This is a genomic window from Streptomyces sp. NBC_01622, assembly GCF_045209635.1.
In the GTDB taxonomy this organism is placed as follows: domain Bacteria; phylum Actinomycetota; class Actinomycetes; order Streptomycetales; family Streptomycetaceae; genus Streptomyces.
This window is the reverse complement of record NZ_CP109293.1, coordinates 2486007-2503675: the sequence shown is the minus strand read 5'-3', so window position 1 is coordinate 2503675 and position 17669 is coordinate 2486007. Positions and strand designations below refer to the sequence as shown.

General features: G+C 70.4%; 15 protein-coding genes. 8 read left to right on the top strand and 7 right to left on the bottom strand.

The window, feature by feature from the left end:
* Positions 1-89: 89 nt before the first annotated feature.
* Both OH768_RS11460 and OH768_RS11455 read right to left on the bottom strand, forming a co-directional pair.
* Positions 90-785 (bottom strand): ATP-binding protein, encoded by a 696-nt coding sequence (locus OH768_RS11460; RefSeq protein WP_406465233.1) that lies wholly within the window; start codon positions 783-785, stop codon positions 90-92.
* Complete coding sequence (locus OH768_RS11455; RefSeq protein ID WP_406452679.1) at positions 782-1711, bottom strand: hypothetical protein; 930 nt, start codon at positions 1709-1711, stop codon at positions 782-784. Before OH768_RS11455 ends, OH768_RS11460 begins: the two co-directional genes overlap by 4 nt.
* A 512-nt stretch (positions 1712-2223) precedes the next feature.
* Between OH768_RS11455 and OH768_RS11450 the strand changes: the two genes are divergently transcribed.
* The 3 genes from OH768_RS11450 to OH768_RS11440 all read left to right on the top strand — a co-directional run bounded on the left by OH768_RS11450 (position 2224) and on the right by OH768_RS11440 (position 4312).
* Complete coding sequence (locus tag OH768_RS11450; RefSeq protein WP_406452677.1) at positions 2224-2481, top strand: helix-turn-helix domain-containing protein; 258 nt, start codon at positions 2224-2226, stop codon at positions 2479-2481.
* A gap of 233 nt (positions 2482-2714) precedes the next feature.
* The gene (locus OH768_RS11445; RefSeq protein ID WP_406452675.1) at positions 2715-3038 is read left to right on the top strand and encodes a helix-turn-helix transcriptional regulator; all 324 of its coding nucleotides are present in this window, start codon (positions 2715-2717) and stop codon (positions 3036-3038) included.
* Between the two features lie 47 nt (positions 3039-3085).
* Positions 3086-4312, top strand: coding sequence for a tyrosine-type recombinase/integrase (locus OH768_RS11440; protein WP_406452673.1), 1227 nt, complete (start codon positions 3086-3088; stop codon positions 4310-4312).
* Between the two features lie 286 nt (positions 4313-4598).
* Here OH768_RS11440 and OH768_RS11435 read toward each other — a convergent pair whose 3' ends face one another.
* The gene (locus tag OH768_RS11435) at positions 4599-5786 is read right to left on the bottom strand and encodes a magnesium and cobalt transport protein CorA (RefSeq protein ID WP_406452671.1); all 1188 of its coding nucleotides are present in this window, start codon (positions 5784-5786) and stop codon (positions 4599-4601) included.
* Between the two features lie 150 nt (positions 5787-5936).
* Between OH768_RS11435 and OH768_RS11430 the strand changes: the two genes are divergently transcribed.
* Positions 5937-7049 (top strand): winged helix DNA-binding domain-containing protein, encoded by a 1113-nt coding sequence (locus OH768_RS11430; protein WP_406452669.1) that lies wholly within the window; start codon positions 5937-5939, stop codon positions 7047-7049.
* Positions 7050-7055: 6 nt separating this feature from the next.
* On the opposite strand, the gene OH768_RS11425 is transcribed toward OH768_RS11430, so the two are convergent.
* On the bottom strand, positions 7056-7703 hold the full coding sequence (locus tag OH768_RS11425) for a LysE family translocator (protein ID WP_406452667.1): 648 nt from the start codon (positions 7701-7703) through the stop codon (positions 7056-7058).
* A gap of 66 nt (positions 7704-7769) precedes the next feature.
* On the opposite strand from OH768_RS11425, the gene OH768_RS11420 reads away from it, so the two are divergent.
* Together OH768_RS11420 and dmpI are read left to right on the top strand one after the other, a co-directional pair.
* Positions 7770-8672: a LysR family transcriptional regulator gene (locus OH768_RS11420; protein WP_406452665.1), complete on the top strand. Its 903-nt coding sequence runs from the start codon at positions 7770-7772 to the stop codon at positions 8670-8672.
* A 91-nt stretch (positions 8673-8763) separates the two neighbouring features.
* Positions 8764-8946 carry a 4-oxalocrotonate tautomerase DmpI gene (dmpI, locus tag OH768_RS11415; RefSeq protein WP_406452663.1) on the top strand — a complete coding sequence of 61 codons (183 nt, stop codon included), beginning with the start codon at positions 8764-8766 and terminating at the stop codon, positions 8944-8946.
* Between the two features lie 93 nt (positions 8947-9039).
* Here dmpI and OH768_RS11410 read toward each other — a convergent pair whose 3' ends face one another.
* The 3 genes from OH768_RS11410 to OH768_RS11400 all read right to left on the bottom strand — a co-directional run bounded on the left by OH768_RS11410 (position 9040) and on the right by OH768_RS11400 (position 13862).
* Positions 9040-9831, bottom strand: coding sequence for a serine protease (locus OH768_RS11410; protein ID WP_362985558.1), 792 nt, complete (start codon positions 9829-9831; stop codon positions 9040-9042).
* Between the two features lie 203 nt (positions 9832-10034).
* Positions 10035-12854, bottom strand: coding sequence for an ATP-binding protein (locus OH768_RS11405; RefSeq protein ID WP_406452661.1), 2820 nt, complete (start codon positions 12852-12854; stop codon positions 10035-10037).
* 174 nt (positions 12855-13028) lie between these two features.
* The gene (locus OH768_RS11400) at positions 13029-13862 is read right to left on the bottom strand and encodes a response regulator transcription factor (RefSeq protein ID WP_406452659.1); all 834 of its coding nucleotides are present in this window, start codon (positions 13860-13862) and stop codon (positions 13029-13031) included.
* Positions 13863-13987: 125 nt separating this feature from the next.
* On the opposite strand from OH768_RS11400, the gene OH768_RS11395 reads away from it, so the two are divergent.
* Both OH768_RS11395 and OH768_RS11390 read left to right on the top strand, forming a co-directional pair.
* Positions 13988-15664 carry an AMP-binding protein gene (locus tag OH768_RS11395; protein ID WP_406452657.1) on the top strand — a complete coding sequence of 559 codons (1677 nt, stop codon included), beginning with the start codon at positions 13988-13990 and terminating at the stop codon, positions 15662-15664.
* On the top strand, positions 15661-17274 hold the full coding sequence (locus OH768_RS11390) for an AMP-binding protein (RefSeq protein WP_406452655.1): 1614 nt from the start codon (positions 15661-15663) through the stop codon (positions 17272-17274). The genes OH768_RS11395 and OH768_RS11390 overlap by 4 nt, the downstream gene beginning before the upstream one ends.
* Positions 17275-17669: the final 395 nt, after the last annotated feature.

The following is a 17669-nucleotide window of genomic DNA, read 5'->3' as shown; positions in this document are numbered from 1 at the left end:
GGCTCTCCAAGGGTCCACGCGAGCGAGTGCATGCCTCTTGCGTGGGCGGCGGGGTGAGGTGAGGGCGAGGGGGGAGACGCGGGCTGCCGTCAGGCGGTGGGCGCGGTGCGACGTCGGTCGGGTCCGGTGAGGATGACGCGTTCGGTCATCTCAGCGAGGCGGGAGGCGACGCGGTCGCCGAGTGCGGTGCGCAGCTCGGGGATCGGCAGGTTCGTGGTGATGAGGGTGGGGAGCATGTGCTCGTAGCGGTGGTTGATGAGCCGGTAGGTCAACTCCTCGGTCCACTCGCTGGTCTTGGCCGCGCCGAGGTCGTCCAGGAGCAGCAGCGGGCAGCGGGCCAGCGTCTGCAGCTCCCGTTCGCCGTCGTGGCCTGCGCGGGGGCGGAGCCGCGCGTGCAGGTCGGCGCTGGTGGTGGCTTCCCAGCGCAGGCGTACCCCTCGCGAGAGGAGGGCACGGACGGCGCCGTATCCCTGGTAGGTCTTGCCGGTGCCGGTGGGGCCGGCGATCAGCAGCGACGGTCCCTCGGCGATACCCGGTCCGCCGGGTCCGGGGCGTCCGGCATGCGCGATCCGGTCGGCCCAGGCGGTGATCTGCGGGTGGTCGGCCAGGGCACGGCGGTAGCGGGCGGGGATGCGGGCGTCCGCAAGCTCCAGGGCGGTGACCGGCTCGGCCGGTGGTTCCTGGGCCGTGACCGCGGGGTCGATGCCGCGAGTGGCGAGGATGCCGTTGAGCCGGTCGGCGATCGGGCCGACCCGGTGGGGCTCGCGGGTGAGGATGGCGGTCAGAGGTCACCTCCGTAGGCGGCGTCGACATCGGCGGGGTTCGTCCATGCCTTGTGGGTGGCCGGTACGGGCGCGGCGTTCATGACCTCGTGGACGAGACTCGGCAGGACGCTCGGGGACAGGCCCTTGAGCCGATGGATTTTCAGGGCGGCCCGGAGGTGGTCGGTGGCGATGCCCTCGTCGAGTAGCTTGCGCACCTGTCCGCCGAGACGCTTCAGGACGTCGTCCGGTGGGCGGTGGTTGCACGCGCTGACGTACTCGGCAAGGAGCTCCCTGGCCGAGAGGGTGTCGGGCGCGTGGGCGCTTGCGCCCCCCGAAGGGGTATTTCCTAGATCCACGGTCCTAGGTCCTAGATCCGGACGGTGAGGCGTCACCGCCGATACGGGGAGGATTCCTGACTCCCTCACGGAGGGCTCCGTGAAATCGCTCTGACCTGCCGGTTTCCTATCAGATCCCGAATGCAGTGCAGGCTCGCGCGCTTCGCGGGAGGTCTCACGGAGGGTTCCGTGAGGTGAGGGTGCGGACTCCGTGACGCTTGCCTCCGTCACTGGTGCGGCGGCAATCGGCCGGGTGCCGGACGGGCCGTTGTGGCGAGGGCAGTCGGGCAGACGGCTCATGCTCGGCCGGTTGATCTTCTGGTGCTGATGCCAAGTGACGACGTGCAGGTACCGCTTGTCGTCCGGGCCCGTGTAGCGGCAGATCAGACCGGCGTCGGCGAGCTGGGCGAGGTCCGTCTCGACGTCGGACGGAGTGTGCTCGGGACGCAGGACCCACAGTTGTCCGGCGATGATCGCTGCGTGGTCGCGGTGGCGTCCCTGGTCGTCGGCCTGGGTGAGCAGGCCGAAGAAGGTGCGCTCGGCGGTTAGGGAGACGACGGCGAGGGATTCGGAGACGAAGGCTTCGGGCTTGATGGTGCGGATTCGTGCCAAGAGGGGCGGGTCCTCACTCGGTTGCAGGTGGGCAGGTGCCCACGGCTCATCGTCGATCGGCGGTACGGGCGTACGGGGTGGGGGAGTTGGCCGGCCTGGCGGCGCGGGGCGCGCTGATGGCCGCTCGCGCTTTCCGGGGGTGTCGTCAACATAGCCACACCCAGGTCGCACAAGTCCAGCCCCATCCCGCGCAATCTCTTACGGCAGAAAGGCAGCCGTAAAAGCAGGCGGTAGAGGGCGGTGGCAAAACGGTAAGGCACGATCGCCGGTTGACCAAATAGTTGTGCCGGTTTCCGAGCCAGAAGCATCACATCGGGAAGCCGTTGACGTGTCGGCGACGGGCAAGCTACAACACAACACCCCATGTCGCAGCAGTCGCTGAGCGGCGATCGACGCGGCGGCTCTCGGGTCATGTCAGCGCGGGGAACCGCTCCGCATGCGGACAACGCGGGGGAACATAGACCACGATCCCCGGTTAACCAAACCGGCGAATGGACGCTACAACTGGAGACATGGCAGCACACGCATTGGAAATCGGTCCCGCAGGAATACGGGCGGCCCGCACCATCGAAATCCTCCGCACCGAACGCGGCTTGTCGCAACGCCAACTCGCCCGCCACGTCACCGCACTTGGCCGTCCCATGTCCAACACCATGCTGTCCCGCATCGAACGCGCTCAGCGACGGTGCGACGTCGACGACCTCGTGGCTCTCGCCGAGGCACTGCACGTCGCACCCCCAGCGCTCCTCGGAGACCTCACGCTCGTCTGACCTGCACCCGGGGCTGGATTCACAGTCCGGGGACCGTCGGCGAGTGCTTGCCCCGGGCCGTACGGCTCGTACTCGCTGGGCATCTAGCACGAGATCCCCGGTTACCGAAACCGGGGATCCTCCGCACCATTGATGGTGTTCGCCGACCGCGCTCGGCGGAGAGCGCCCTTTTCCAATGTCGTGCCGCCTGGCAGACCACACCCACCCCCACGCCACGCCCACGGAGGCCAACCTTGCCTGCACGTCTGCCTTCCGCTCCGAAGCCGAGTTCTATCCAAGTTCCGGATGCCACCCCCACAACGCGCCAGGCATTCCTGAGCGTGAAAGACGCCGCCGAATACCTCGGCCTGTCCCCGCACACCCTCTACGTCTGGCGGCATCGCCGAAACGGCCCGCCCAGTTTCCGGATGGGGTCGCGTGGTCGCGTCATGTACCGGATAGAAGCGCTCGACGCCTGGATCCGCGAACAGGAGCAGGCCGACTCACGTTCCAATACAACCCTGAGCCCATTGGGTGCCGCGCCGCAGAAACGCTCGGACTACGCCACGGGCGCCTGACCCCGGGCTGACTCCTACCGCACGCAACCTGCCATCGAGGGAAGTATTTGGCCGGCTACATAGAAGACCGTTGGATCAAGAAGAAGAAGGACCCCGACACCGGCAAGCGGGAACGCACCGCCCGCTACGGCAAGGGCTCCAGGTACCGGGTCGCCGGCATCCCCGGTGTCCGGGACAAGTCGTTCGACGTGCTCGAAGACGCCAAGGCGTGGCTGCGCAGGGCCGGCACCGACAGCGAACGCGGCGAGTTCGTCGATCCCCGGGACGGCTCCATCACGCTGGACGACTACGTAACACGCTTCTGGCAGACAGGAGTTCGTGGAGCGCCCGGCACGGTCAAACGCATCGACGAACGAGTCCGCCTCCACATCCAGCCTCAGTTGGGCACCGTCGCGCTGCGGGACATCAGCCCGGCGGTACTGCGCGGATACATCGCCGCGCTGGAGAAGGAACTCTCGCCGCGATACGCCCGGCAGATCCTCGGCACGCTCTCGAACATCTTCGAGACCGCCATCGACGACAAGCGCCTGGTGCGCAACCCGATGCGGGCCAAGTCCGTACGGTGGCCCAAGGCGCCGGAGGATCAGAGGGAAGCCTGTCCCCTGGAGACCGCGCAGCGCGTACGGGACGCGATCAACGCGCGCTACCGCATCGCCGTCGTGCTCGCGCTGGGCTGCGGGCTGCGCCAGGGTGAGGTCTTCGGGTTGTCGCCGGAGGACGTCGACTTCGCCCGTGGAGTCCTGCGTATCCGCCGGCAGGTCCAACTCCTCGGCGGGCGGCTGTACTTCACCCTGCCGAAGGGCGGCAAGACCCGCGTCGTAGACATGCCTCCGTCGGTCGCTGCGGCCCTGGCCCAGTACTTCATGGAGTACCCGGCGGTCGAAGTGGAGCTACCGTGGGGCGGCCCGGAGCCCGACCGGGAGACGAAGAAGTTCCCGCTCGTCATCACCACGACGTACGGCAACGCCCTTCGCGCGAACATCTTCAACGTCGAGGTGTGGAAGCCGGCCCTGGCAGCCGCCGGCGTCATCCCCATGCGGAAGAAGGACGAGCGGTGGAAGGCGTCTCGCAAGGACGGCTTCCACGTGCTCCGGCACACGTACGCCTCGATCATCCTCGAAGCGGGCGAGTCCGTCGTCACCCTGGCCCGCTGGCTCGGCCATTCGAGCCCGACCATCACCCTGGACTACTACGCCCACTTCATGCCGGAGGCCGGCGGCAAGGGGCGCGGGGCCATCGACGCCCTGCTCGGCCAGCCTGCACTGGCCGCGTAGTCGTACGCTCCACACGACCCACGAAACGGGTGGGCACAGCGATCTGCTGTGCCCACCCGTTTCGGCGTTCCACAAGGGAAGTTCGCTACTCTCCGTGCTGATCCTTGCTTCCGGCCTGCGCTTCAACGGCGAGGCTTCCGCAGGTCAACGTCCGCGATCGCAGGAGACCGCCCACATCGGAGCGCGGCTCATTCTCCCCAGATTCTCCCCAGCGGCCTGGAAGGCATCGTCGGAGCCTGCGATCAGGGCCGCACTGCCGCGTAGAAGCGCCTCCTCGGGCGATCACTCAGAGCCAGTCTTTCCGCTTGAAGATGACGTACAAACTGGTGCATACGACCGCCATCAAGACAATGGCGAAGGGATACCCGAGCACCCAGTGCAACTCCGGCATCCGATCGAAGTTCATCCCATAGATCGTCCCGACCAGCGTCGGCGCGAACAAAATAGCCGCCCAAGAAGAAATCTTCTTGATCTCCTCGTTCTGCTCGAACCCCGCCTCCGCCAACGCCCGCATCTCCGCGTTCTGTTGCTGCGTGACCAGGGTCGCGTTCACCGTGAGGATGTCGGTGAGGGCCTGGCGGAAGCCGTCGACTTGTTCGCTGGTGTGGGTGACGTGGTCGGCCACGTCGCGGAGGTAGCGCTGGAGTTCCTCGTCCGTGCCGTACTTCGCGAAGCCTGCCATCAGGCTGTGCAGCATGCCGACCAGGGGGCGGGTGGCGCGTTGGAACTCGACCATTTCTCGGGAGAGTTCGTAGATGCGCCGGGAGACCGCCGGGTCGCCGCGGAAGACCTCCGTCTCGATCTCGTCGATGTCGGTCTGGACGCCGGCGACCACCGGCGCGTAGCCGTCGACGACCGCGTCGAGGATCGCGTACAGCACCGCCTCGGGGCCGAGATTCAGCAACTCCGGTGTTTCCTCCATGCGTTGGCGGACCGCCGAGAGGTCGGGAGCCGCGCCGTGCCGGACCGTGATCACGAAGTCCGGGCCGACGAAGACGTGCAGTTCGCCGAAGTCGACCTCCTCCGGTGTGTCCAAGTAGCGGGCGGCGCTGAGGACTACGAAGAGCGTGTCGCCGTAGCGCTCCAGTTTCGGGCGCTGGTGGGCCTCCATCGCGTCCTCGACAGCCAACGGGTGGAGGTCGAACTCGGCAGCCAGGGAGAGGAGTTCGGCCTCGGTGGGGCGGGCGAGGCCGATCCAGGCCATGCCGGACGGCTGTTCGCGCAGTTCGCGGAAGGTGTCGGCGAGGGTGTCCGGCGCCGAGACCCGCACCCCGTCCCGGTACAGCGCGGCCTGGACGACGCTGCCCGCGTCGGAGGGTTCGGAGGGGGGTGCGTCGGCGGCGGAGAGGGGCGGCTCTGGTGTGGGGGTCGGGGGTGGGGCGGGCGTGCGGCGCCAGCCGGACTTCCTACCGGTCCCACCGGTTCTGCCGGTCCAGCCGTTCTTCGAGGTGGGGCGGGCGCGTCGCTGGGGCATCGCGGTGCCTCTCGATCGGGCCTGTGTCTGCGTGATCACGGAGCACGAGCAGGATATACGGGGCAAACAGGCCCGGCGTCGGAACGGGGTCCGGAAAACGGTGAGAGTTGCGGACCGAACGTGTCCGCAATCGTCGCTAGCGTGCGGAGTGTGACCAAGGCGAAGACTCCGACCGCTCCCGTACTCGACCTCCGCGCCCTCAACCGCGCCACCCTCGACCGGCAGCTCCTCCTGCGCCGCTCACCGCTCTCCGCCGGAGCGGCCGTCGAGCATCTCCTCGGCCTCCAGGCCCAGAACGTCAAGCCGCCGTACTACGCGCTCGCCGCCCGCCTCGACGGCTTCACGCCCGGGGAACTGTCCGGGCCGATGGCCGAGCGCGAGGTCGTCCGGATCGTCACCATGCGGTCCACCATCCACACCCACACGGCAGCCGACGCCCTCACCCTGCGCCCTCTGGTGCAGGCCGCCCGCGATCGCGAGCTCGGCGGATTCCGCAAGGGGCTCGTCGGCGTCGACCTGGACCGGCTCGCCGTACTCGCCCGTGAACTCGTCGAGGCCGAACCGCGCACCATGAAGGCGTTGCGCGAGGCGCTGCTCGTCGAATGGCCGGACGCCGACCCGCAGGCCCTCGCGATCGCCGCCCGCTGCCGGCTGCCGCTCGTCCAGGTCACCCCGCGCGGGCTGTGGGGGAGGAGCGGTCAGGTCGCGCTCACCACCGCCGAGCACTGGCTGGGGCGTCCCGCCGAGCCGGCGCCCGCGCCGGACGCGACCGTGCTGCGCTATCTCGCCGCCTTCGGTCCCGCCTCCGTCAAGGACATGCAGACCTGGGCCGGCCTGACCCGGCTGCGCGAGGCCTTCGAACGGCTGCGTCCGCGGCTCGTCACCTTCTACGACCCGAACGGCGTCGAACTCTTCGACCTGCCGGACGCGCCCCGCCCCGCCGCCGACACCCCGGCCCCGCCGCGTTTCCTGCCCGAGTTCGACAATCTGCTCCTCTCCCACGCCGACCGCACCCGGGTCGTACCGGCCGAGTACTGGGGCCGCGCCTGGCAGGGCAACGTCGCCCACCGCACGCTTCTCGTCGACGGATTCCTCGCCGGGGTCTGGAAATTCGACGACGGCCACGGCCACCTCGTTGTCGAGCCCTTCGGCAGGCTGACCAAGGCCCAGCGCGACGAGGTGACCGCCGAAGGGGCGCGGATGCTCGACGCCATGCACCCGGGGACGTCGTACGACATCCGGTTCGGGACCGTGCTGTCGTAGACCCGCTCAGTCCGCGCGGCCCGTCACCGCAACCGTCACGCCCAGGCCGATCATCGTGAAGCCGCCCGCGCCGCCGATCAGGGACAGGCGGCGGTCGGAGCCGGCGAACCAGGTGCGGGCCGCCGAGGCGGTCAGGCCCCACAGGGTGTCCGTGACCAGGCCGATGGAGATGGGGATCAGGCCGAGCAGGAGCATCTGGAGTGGGACGTTGCCCGCCGAGTGGTTCACGAACTGGGGGAGTACGGCGGCGAAGAACACCACGCCCTTGGGGTTGGTGACGCCGACGAGGGCGCCGTCCAGGACCGTGCGCAGGTCGCCGCGCGGCTCCGATGACGAATCGGTCCGCATCGCCGAAGCCTTCAGGTCCTTGCGGTGGCGGAAGGCCTGGACCCCGAGGTACACGAGGTAGGCGGCGCCCGCGAGTTTCACCGTCAGGTAGACCGTGACCGAGCGTTCGACGAGTGAGCCGATGCCGAAGGCCACCGCCGTCACCAGCAGGTACGAGCCGAAGACGTTACCGATCGCCGTCGCCACCGCCGTGCGGCGGCCGTGGGCGAGCGCGCGGCCGATGACGAACAGGACGCTCGGGCCGGGGATCACGATCACCAGCAGCGACATCGCCGCGAAGGCGAGGAAACGGTCCGTGGACACCATGCCTATCACTCCTATCAGGGGGCTCATTGAAACAGGAGTCCAGGAGCCCCCTCTAGAGTCGGGGCCATGGAACTGCGGCAGCTCACCTACTTCGTCGCGGTCGCCGAGGAGCTGCACTTCGGGCGGGCCGCCATGGGGGTCCCCCCGCTCGAGCGAAGCCGAGAGTGGGGGAGGCTGCACATCGTGCAGTCGGCGGTGAGTCAGCAAGTCCGGCGGTTGGAGCGGGAGTTGGGCGCCGAGTTGTTCGACAGGTCGCCCCGGCGGGTGCGGCTCACGGGGGCGGGGGAGCGGCTGCTGCCCGAGGCGCGGGCGGTGCTGACCGCCGCCGAGCGGGCCCGTGCCGCCGTCGCGCCGCCGGCGGGGCTGCGGATCGGGACCAGTACCGGGCTCGGCGCGCATCTGGACCGGGTCCTCGGCGCGTTCGCCGAGCGGGCACCGGACGTGCCGGTCGAGCTGTTTTCGATGCCTGTCGGGGAGCGGCTGGCCCGGGTCGCGGGCGGCCAGCTGGACGCCGCGTTCGTCCGGGCCGTCGAGCCGGTGTCGGGCGTACGGGTGCTGCCCCTGTGGCCCGACCCCCTCGTGGCCGCCGTCCCCGCCTCGCATCCGCTGGCCCGGCGCCCCGAGATCCGCGTCGACGAACTGGCCGCGCTGCCGCTCGCGCTCACCGAGCGCCGGAACAACCCGGCGCTGGTCGATCTCGTCGTCGGCGCCTGTCACCGGGCCGGCTTCGAGCCGCTGCCCGGACCGGTGAGCGGGTCCCTCCAGGACACCCTCGCCAGCATCGGCGCGCGCCCGCTGTGGACGGTCGTCTACGCCTCCCACGCGCGCGTGCTGCACAGCCCGCGCGTGGCCTTCGTACCGTTCGCGGCGCCCGGCCTCACGCTGTCGACGGGCTTGGCCGTGCATGCCACGCATCAGCCCCCGTATCTCGACACCCTGCTGCTGGCCTGCGGCGATCACGAGAACTGATCGCCGCGTTCGCGGGCTGCTTCTTGGTCGGGGGCGGCCGGCGCGATGAACTGGACTCACCGAACAGGAGCGCAACTCAAGGGAGTTCAGCATGCCCATCGTGACCATTCAGCAGGGACCGCGTGACGTCGAGCTGAAGCGGGACCTCGTCAAGCGGGTCACCGACGCCTTCGTCGACGCGTACAAGATTCCCGCCGAGACCGTGCAGGTGTGGATCCACGAGGTGCCCGCCGACAGCTGGGGAGCGGCGGGGCAGCTCGTGGCCGACAAGTAGGGGGCACATGGATAGGGTGCGTTGCGGGCTGCTCGTGGAAGCCCGCAACGCACCCTGGTATTTCCCTGAGGTGTGCTCAGGAGACCTTCCGGGTTACGAGTTGACCTGTGTGGTCACCAGGCTGGAGAACGTGGTCAGCCGGGTGTAGACACCCGGGTAACCCGCCTCGGCACAGCCCTCGCCCCAAGAAGTGATCCCTGCCAGGACGCCCCCGATGAGCAGGGGACCGCCGCTGTCGCCCTGGCAGGTGTCTACGCCGCCGGATGTGTATCCGGCGCAAACCATGTCGGACGCGATGAAGTCCGAACCGTAGGAGCTCTTGCAGCTGGTGTCGGACACGATCGGCACGGTCGCCGTCCGCAGCTGGTTGGAGGAGCTGCCGTTCTCCGAGGTGGTGCCCCAGCCGAGGATGCGGGCGGTGGTGCCGGCCGCGTACACGCTGGTCTGGGAGGAGGAGACGTACGACGCCGTCGTGTACGGCATCGACGTCGACAGCGTCAGGACGGCCACGTCGTCGCCGTTGGTGGCGTCCGTGTAGCTGGGGTTGATCCAGATCTTGCTGACCTTGCTGACGGTGCCGTTCGTACCGTTGAGGTACGTACGGCCGCCGACCACGCGCACGCTGCTGGTGGTCTCGCCGACCATACAGTGAGCCGCGGTGATCACCTTGGTGGCGGAGACGAGCGTGCCGCCGCAGAACTGGTTCTGCGAGGCGTCCGTGATCTGCATGACGAACGGGTACGACGTCGTCGTGGTCGTGGTACCGCCGACGATGGGCTGGGGGGCTGCCACAGCGGTGGGGGCGCTGAGCAGTGCGGTCGCTGCGGCAGCGGCGGCTGCTGCGACGACTGCGGTGGTTCTCTTGGCGCGGTTGAGCCCGAACATGAGTCTCCTCATTAGGGTTGCCGGTGGGGGGCGCGCGGGTGTGGGGGTGTGCTACGGGGGTCGCGGGACCGACCCCCGTATGCCCGGGCGAGCGGCACACCCATAAGCTAGAACCAGGCACACCCTGCTCCCAATGAGGGAACCCCCTAGGGGAGTTGGGCAGGGAAAACCCTCGGTCGCCGCACAGTAAACCCGTAGGGTCCTCAGTTCGGACGGCGCCCCGCCGCCAGTCGGACGATATCCACCCGCGAGCGGATCCCCAGCTTCCGGTAGACCCGGGTCAGGGTCGCCTCGACCGTTTTGACGCTGATGAACAGCCGGGCGGCGATCTCCCGGTTGGTGGCGCCCTCCATGACCAGCGCGGCGACCTGACGCTCCATCGAGGCCAGTCCGTCGAGCCCGTCCAGGGCGGGCGGCGCGGGGGTGGCCGCGGGCGCCGGCTCCGGCGGGCGGGTGACGGTGGCCTCGTCCACCTGCCGCAGCCAGGGCAGGGCACGGCAGCGCCGGAACAGCCGGGTCGCCTCGTCGTAGGACGTGGGCCCGGGCTGCCGGGTGCGCAGCGACGCCAGTGCGAAGGCGGCGCGGGCCTCCTCCAGGCCGTAGCCGAGTTTGGCGAGCCGGTCCTGAACGGACGTCAGTTGTGCCACGGCCGCGTCGTGTTCGCCGCGTGCCGCGCGCACCAGGGCCTCGGCGCGGTCGAGTACGGCGAGGACGCTCTCGCGGCCGAGCCGCAGGGCGCGTTCGCGGGTCACGTCGATGACGTCCTGGGCCTCGGCGGTCTCGCCGATGCGGACGAGGGCCTCGGCGAGGTCGCCGTGCCAGCGTCCGCGCGCCGGGTCGGTCACCCCGAGGGCCTGCTCCAGTTCGCGGACCCGGCGCAGCGAGCGGACGGTGCCGTGGGCGTCCCCGGCGACCAACTGGGCGTATCCCAGGGCGCCGAGGGCCCGGGACAGATACATCTGGTCGCCGTCCTCCTCGGCGTGCTCGACCGCCTCCCGGGCCAGCGCGAGGGCCTCCTCGACGTCACCGCCGGAGGCCTCGGCGAGCGCGGTGAGCATCGCGGACGCGGTCTGGCCGATGCCGGAGTCGCGGGCCAGCCGCAGGCCCTCGCGGGCCAGGTCGAGAGCGCGGCCGCAGTGCCCGGAGCGCAGCTCGGTCTCGGCGAAGCCGCGCAGGAAGTGCACCTCGCTCTCCACAGAGCCGCGCCGCCGCACCTCGCGCAGCAGCGCGGTGATGGTGGCGCGGGCCTCCGGCAGCTGATCGCTCATCACCAGCCAGCGGAACCGGGCCGAGCCCGCGCCGTTGTGATGGCACGCCACCCTCGGGTCCTGGGGCTCCTTCAGCGCGCGCTTGATGGTGAGGGGGGCGTCCGGATGGCCCATCAGGGTCTCGGTCTGCGCCTGGAAGGACAGCGCGAGGAGTTCCGTGCGCCGGTCGCCGGCGAGCGCCGCCAGCTCTGCCGAGCGCGCGGTCTCCGCCCGGGCCTCGGCGAAGTCGCCCTCCACGAGCAGGGCGCGCCAGGCCAGTTGGTAGCGGACCAGGGCCAGCAGCCGGGGGTCGTCGCCCGCGTCGGCGAGGGCCTGCGGGAAGACGGCGTCGACGTCCGCCATGGCGTGGCCTGCCGTGTCGATCACGATGATCCAGGCCCGCACCCGCTCGGCGGGCACCGTGGCCCGGGTCAGTACCTCACGCGCGATGTCCCGGGCGAGGTCGAGTTCACCCGCGGTGATCGCGTCCTCGGAGGCCTGCAACCGCCGCTCGTCGGGGCCCGGCACGCTGTCGCCCGGGGTGTGCCGGGCGGCGAGCAGTCCGAGCGAGGCGGCGACCGAGGGCGCCCCGCGATCCCGGGCCAGGGTCGCGGCCTCGGCAAGCCGGGCGGCGACCTCCGGGTCGGTGCCGGTGGTGGCGAGGGCCAGGTGCCGGGCGCGCTCGATGGGGTCGGAGGCCGCGGTCGACAGCGCCGCGTGCGCGGCCCGCCGCTCCTGCGCGGGGGCCTCCGCGTACAGCGCGGCGGAGATCAGCGGGTGCGCGAACCGTACGGCGGGTCCCTCGGGTTCCGTTGCCAGCAGGCCGAGTTCGGCGGCCTGGGCGGTTTCGGCCTCGGCGTTCTCGCGGCCGGCCGTCTGGAGCAGGGCGATGGTGGGGCGGGCGCCCGCGCTGGCGACCAGCAGGGTGCGGCGGGCCTCGGCGGGCAGCATGTCGAGCCGGCTCAGCACCAACGCGCGTAGTGACGTGGGCACGGGGAGCGGCTCGCCGGGTCTCGGCGGGGTGGGGTTCTCGGCCAGGGCGCGGCCCAGCTCCAGCGCGAACAGCGGGTTGCCGCCGCTGGTGCGGTGGATCTCGCGGACCGTGGAGCGGGGCAGCCCGGTGTAGCCGCGGTCGTCGAGCAGTGCGGAGACCTGCGTCCGGGAGAGCGGGCTGAGCCGGAACGCGAGGGTGTCCGGCGGCGAGGCGTTCAGATAGCGGTCGTACTCCTGGCCCTCGGTGCGCACCGCGAAGATCATCTGCACCTGGGTGTCGCCGAGGCGGCGGGCGGCGAAGCCGAGGAGCTCCGCGCTGGCCGGGTCCAGCCACTGCAGATCGTCCGCCACGACGAGGACCGGGCCGTCGGCGGCGAGCGCGCGCAGCGCGGACAGGACGGCGAGGCGCAGGGCGAGTCCGTCGCGCTGGAGGGAGGACTCGCCGCGTCCGGTGAGCGCGGATTCCAGTGCCGTGCGCTGGGCGGCGGGCAGCCGCTCGGACACCTCGTCGAGGACCAGACCGAGGAGGTCGGCGAGGGCCAGGAAGGGGAGATGCGATTCGGACTCCGTGGCCGAGCAGCGCAACACGGTCCGCGCCGAGTCGCCGTATTCCGCGCTCAGCGCCCGCAGGACGGTCGACTTTCCTATTCCGGCGGGGCCGTGGAGCAGCACACTGCCACCGCCGGCGAGCTGGTCACGGGCGGCGTTGAACATCTCCTCCCGGCCGATGACCAGGTCGGGGCGGGTTCTGGCAGGCTCCTTGAAGTCCCGTCGCACGGTCACCGCTCCCCTCGTGTGTCGTGTCCGGGCCAATATTAGGCAATCAGTCCTTGAAATTCGGATGGATGGGGTGGTGAGGGAAATAACAACCGTGTGACAGGAGGAAATTCAAAGCTCCGATGAATGAATAGACAGCCGTCGCCGGAGCCGGTCCCCGGGCCCGCGCCGGCGCCCGTCTCATGGCAGCACCCCCGCCCGTCGCGCCGCCACCACGGCCTCCCCGCGGGTGTGCGCGCCGAGCTTCCGCATCGCCGAGCGCAGATACCCCTTCACCGTCTCCGGCCGCAGCCCGAGCCGCTCCGCCGCCACCGCGTTCGTCGCCCCGGCCGCCACACACGCCAGCACGTCCAGTTCCCGGGGCGCCAGTTCCACCTCCCCGGTGGCCGCGTCTGCGGTCAACAGGCCGCAGGCGTCCAGGAGTTCGGCCCGCAGTGCCGGGTCCGGGATGCGCGGGGCCAGCGCCCGCAGCGCCGCGTGCGCCTCCCGCACCTGCTCCCACACCGCGCTCGCCGCCGGGTCGGGGGCCGGTGCCGGACGCGCCGCGCTCAGCAGCTCGTGCACCTCCTCCCGGACCACCAGCGCCTGTTCGACGTCCCGGGCGGCCGCCATCGCCGCGCTCAGCATCCGGTCGCCCAGCGGCTGGGCGGTGCGCAGCGCGCCGTAGAGGACACCGCGCACCCGGCGCCGTACGACGACCGGGACGGCGAGGATCGCGTGCAGGCCCTCGGCGGCCACCGGGGCGTCGTACTCGTGGCTGATCTGGCGGGAGGCGGAGTAGTCCAGGACGGCGCACGGGCGGGCGAGGGCGACCGCCTTGCCGCCGAGACCGTTGCCCGAGTTCACCGCGAGGGCACGCAGGGACGGGGTCAACGTGCCGCTCAGTTCGCTGATGCGCATCTGCTGCCGGCCGCTCTCCACCAGGCCGCCGAAGGCGACGGGCAGCCCCGTGCCGCGCCGGAGCCGTACCAGTGCCGCCTGAATCTCCACCATCCCCGCCGCGTCCGTCGCCACCCGCTTGCCCCTTCGTTGCGGCCGTTCTGCTGCACACACCCCCGTACGGGGGTAGTGAGACCCACATCACGGATTACACGATGTCAGAGAGCCGCCCGGCAATGGTCCGGTACCTAGGAGGACAGATGACTACGGCAAGCGAGTCGTTCCGTAGTGCGCGGGATTTCCTGTTGGCACATCGCGAGGACTATGCCACGGCCTACGAGGGTTTCTCCTGGCCCCGGCCCGAGCACTTCAACTGGGCCTTCGACTGGTTCGACGTCATCGCCTACGGCAACGCCGGCACCGCGCTGCACATCGTCGAGGAGGACGGCCGCGAGACCAAGCTGTCCTTCGGTGAGCTGTCCGTCCGCTCGGACCAGGCCGCGCACTGGCTGCGCACGCGAGGTGTCCGCGCCGAGGACCGGATCCTGGTCATGCTCGGCAACCAGGCCGAACTGTGGATCACCGCCCTGGCCGCGATGAAGCTCGGCGCCGTCGTCATCCCCGCCACCCCGCTGCTGGGCCCCGCCGACCTGCGCGACCGCGTGGAACGCGGCCGGGTCCGGCACGTCATCGTGCGCTCCGAGGACACCGGCAAGTTCGACGAGGTACCCGGCGACTACACCCGCATCGCGGTGGGTGGCGAGCGGCCCGGCTGGCTGGACTTCGAGGAGGTCTACGACACCTCCGCCTCCCTCTTCGTACGGGACCCCGCCCCGACCCTCGCCGACGACCCGCTGATGCTCTACTTCACCTCGGGCACCACCGCCCACCCCAAGCTGGTCGAGCACACCCACACCTCGTACCCGATCGGCCATCTGGCCACCATGTACTGGATCGGCCTCCGGCCCGGCGACGTGCACCTCAACATCTCCTCGCCCGGCTGGGCCAAGCACGCCTGGTCGAACCTGTTCGCGCCCTGGAACGCCGAGGCGACCGTCTTCATCCACAACTACACGCGTTTCGACCCGGTCCGGCTGATGGCCGAGATGGACCGCGCGGGCGTCACCACCTTCTGCGCCCCGCCGACGGTGTGGCGGATGCTCATCCAGGCCGACCTGACCCAGCTGCGCACCCCGCCCCGCGAGGCCCTGGCCGCGGGGGAGCCCCTGAATCCCGAGGTCATCGAACAGGTCCGGCGCGCCTGGGGCGTCACCATCCGGGACGGCTTCGGGCAGACCGAGACCGCCGTCCAGGTCTCCAACAGCCCCGGCCAGCCGCTGAAGACCGGCTCCATGGGGCGGCCGAGTCCGGGTTACCGGGTGGAGCTGCTCGATCCGGTGTCGGGCGCGCCGGGCGTGGCCGAGGGCGAGATCGCGCTCGACCTCTCCAACCGCCCCGTCGGCCTGATGACCGGCTACCACGGCGACCCGGACCGTACGGCGGAGGCGATGGCCGGCGGCTACTACCGCACCGGCGACATCGGCTCCCGCGACGAGGACGGCTACATCACCTACGTCGGCCGGTCCGACGACGTCTTCAAGGCCTCCGACTACAAGATCTCCCCGTTCGAGCTGGAGAGCGCCCTGCTGGAGCACGAGGCGGTGGCCGAGGCCGCCGTGGTGCCCGCGCCGGACGAGCTGCGGCTCGCCGTACCGAAGGCGTACGTCGTGCTCGCGGCGGGCTGGGAGCCGGGACCCGACACCGCGAAGGTGCTGTTCGAGCACTCGCGCCAGGTCCTCGCCCCGTACAAGCGCATCCGGCGGCTGGAGTTCGCCGAGCTGCCCAAGACCGTCTCCGGCAAGATCCGCCGGATCGAACTGCGCGAGGCGACGGCCGCCGGATCGGCCGCCGAGTACCGCGAGGAGGACTTCCGGTGAACTCGTACACCCATGGCACCAGCGGGACTTCACTCCTCGGCGACACCATCGGCGCCAACCTCGACCGGGCGGTCGCCGCCTGGCCCGACCGCGAGGCGCTCGTCGACGTACCGTCCGGGCGGCGCTGGACCTACGGTCAATTCTCCGCCGGTGTCGATCAGTTGGCGTGCGCGCTGCTCGCGAGCGGTGTGGCGAAGGGCGACCGGGTCGGGATCTGGGCGATCAACTGCCCCGAGTGGGTGCTCGTCCAGTACGCCACCGCCCGCATCGGCGCGGTCATGGTGAACATCAACCCGGCCTACCGCACCCACGAGGTCGAGTACGTCCTCCAGCAGGCGGGCATCTCGGTCCTCTTCTCCTCGGTCGCCCACAGGAGCAGCGACTACCGGGCGATGGTCGACCAAGTGCGGGGCAAATGCCCGGAGTTGCGTGAGGTCGTGTACATCGGCGACCCGAGCTGGGAGGCGCTGCTGAGCCGTGGCACGGGTGACGAGCCGTACCCGGAGCTGTCCTGCGACGACCCCATCAACATCCAGTACACCTCGGGCACGACCGGCTTCCCCAAGGGTGCCACGCTCTCCCACCACAACATCCTCAACAACGGCTATTTCGTGGGCGAGTTGATCACCTACACCGAGCAGGACCGGGTCTGCATCCCGGTGCCCTTCTACCACTGCTTCGGCATGGTGATGGGCAACCTGGCGGTGACCTCGCACGGCGCCTGCATGGTGATCCCGGCCCCGTCCTTCGAACCGGCGGCGACCCTGAAGGCCGTACAGCAGGAGCGGTGCACGTCGCTCTACGGCGTACCGACCATGTTCATCGCGGAGTTGAACCTCCCCGACTTCGCGAGCTACGACCTCTCCTCGCTCCGCACGGGCATCATGGCGGGCTCGCCCTGCCCGGTCGAGGTGATGAAACGGGTGGTCGCCGAGATGCACATGGCGGAGGTGTCCATCTGCTACGGCATGACGGAGACGTCCCCGGTCTCGCTCCAGACACGGCGGGACGACGACCTGGAACACCGCACCGGCACGGTAGGCCGGGTCCTGCCGCACCTGGAGGTCAAGGTCGTCGACCCGGCCACCGGCGTCACTCAATCCCGGGGCGCCGCAGGGGAGTTGTGCACCCGCGGCTACAGCGTGATGCTCGGCTACTGGAACGAGCCCGGGAAGACCGCCGAGGCGATCGACGCGGGCCGCTGGATGCACACCGGGGACCTGGCCGTGATGCGCGAGGACGGATACGTCGAGATCGTCGGCCGCATCAAGGACATGATCATCCGGGGCGGCGAGAACATCTACCCGCGCGAGATCGAGGAGTTCCTCTACACCCACCCGAAGATCGCCGACGTCCAGGTGGTCGGAGTACCGCACGAGCGCTACGGCGAGGAGGTGTTGGCCTGCGTCATCCCGCGCGACCCGGCCGACCCCCTGACCCTGGAGGAACTCCGCGCCTTCTGCGGGGACAGGCTGGCCCACTACAAGATCCCGACCCTGCTCCAGGTCATGGACGCCTTCCCGATGACGGTCTCGGGAAAGGTACGGAAGATCGAGCTGCGGGAGCGGGCGGTGCGGGACAGCCGACCTGGGGCCGAGTCCACGAACTGACCGCCCGCCGCGTGGAGTTGGTCGACGAGGTTGCTCAGTGGCTGGGGTGCCCGAGAACGTTCCGGTGCGGGGGCGGGCGGTCTGCGGCGGGTTCTCGTGACGCTGCCCCGGCCGTGCGGCCCTGGGCCCCGACCTCGGACCGTCCCGCAGCCGGTCCGCCGGACCGTCCGTCGGCTGCCGCGAGTCGCCACGAATCGGCCGTGGTCGTCGCGGCCCTCGAAGCAGGGCCTGTCCGGCGGATCGGGTCGCAGGAAAGTGGCGGTGCCTGATGAGCGCCGGTGAGCGGGGTCTGGTGCGTCCAACTGCAAGGCGGAGGAGGGCGTCGACGCGGTGGGGGCACCTCCCGGCCGAAGGCTGGGGGACGTCGACAACCGACGACAACGCCGCTGGGGGTC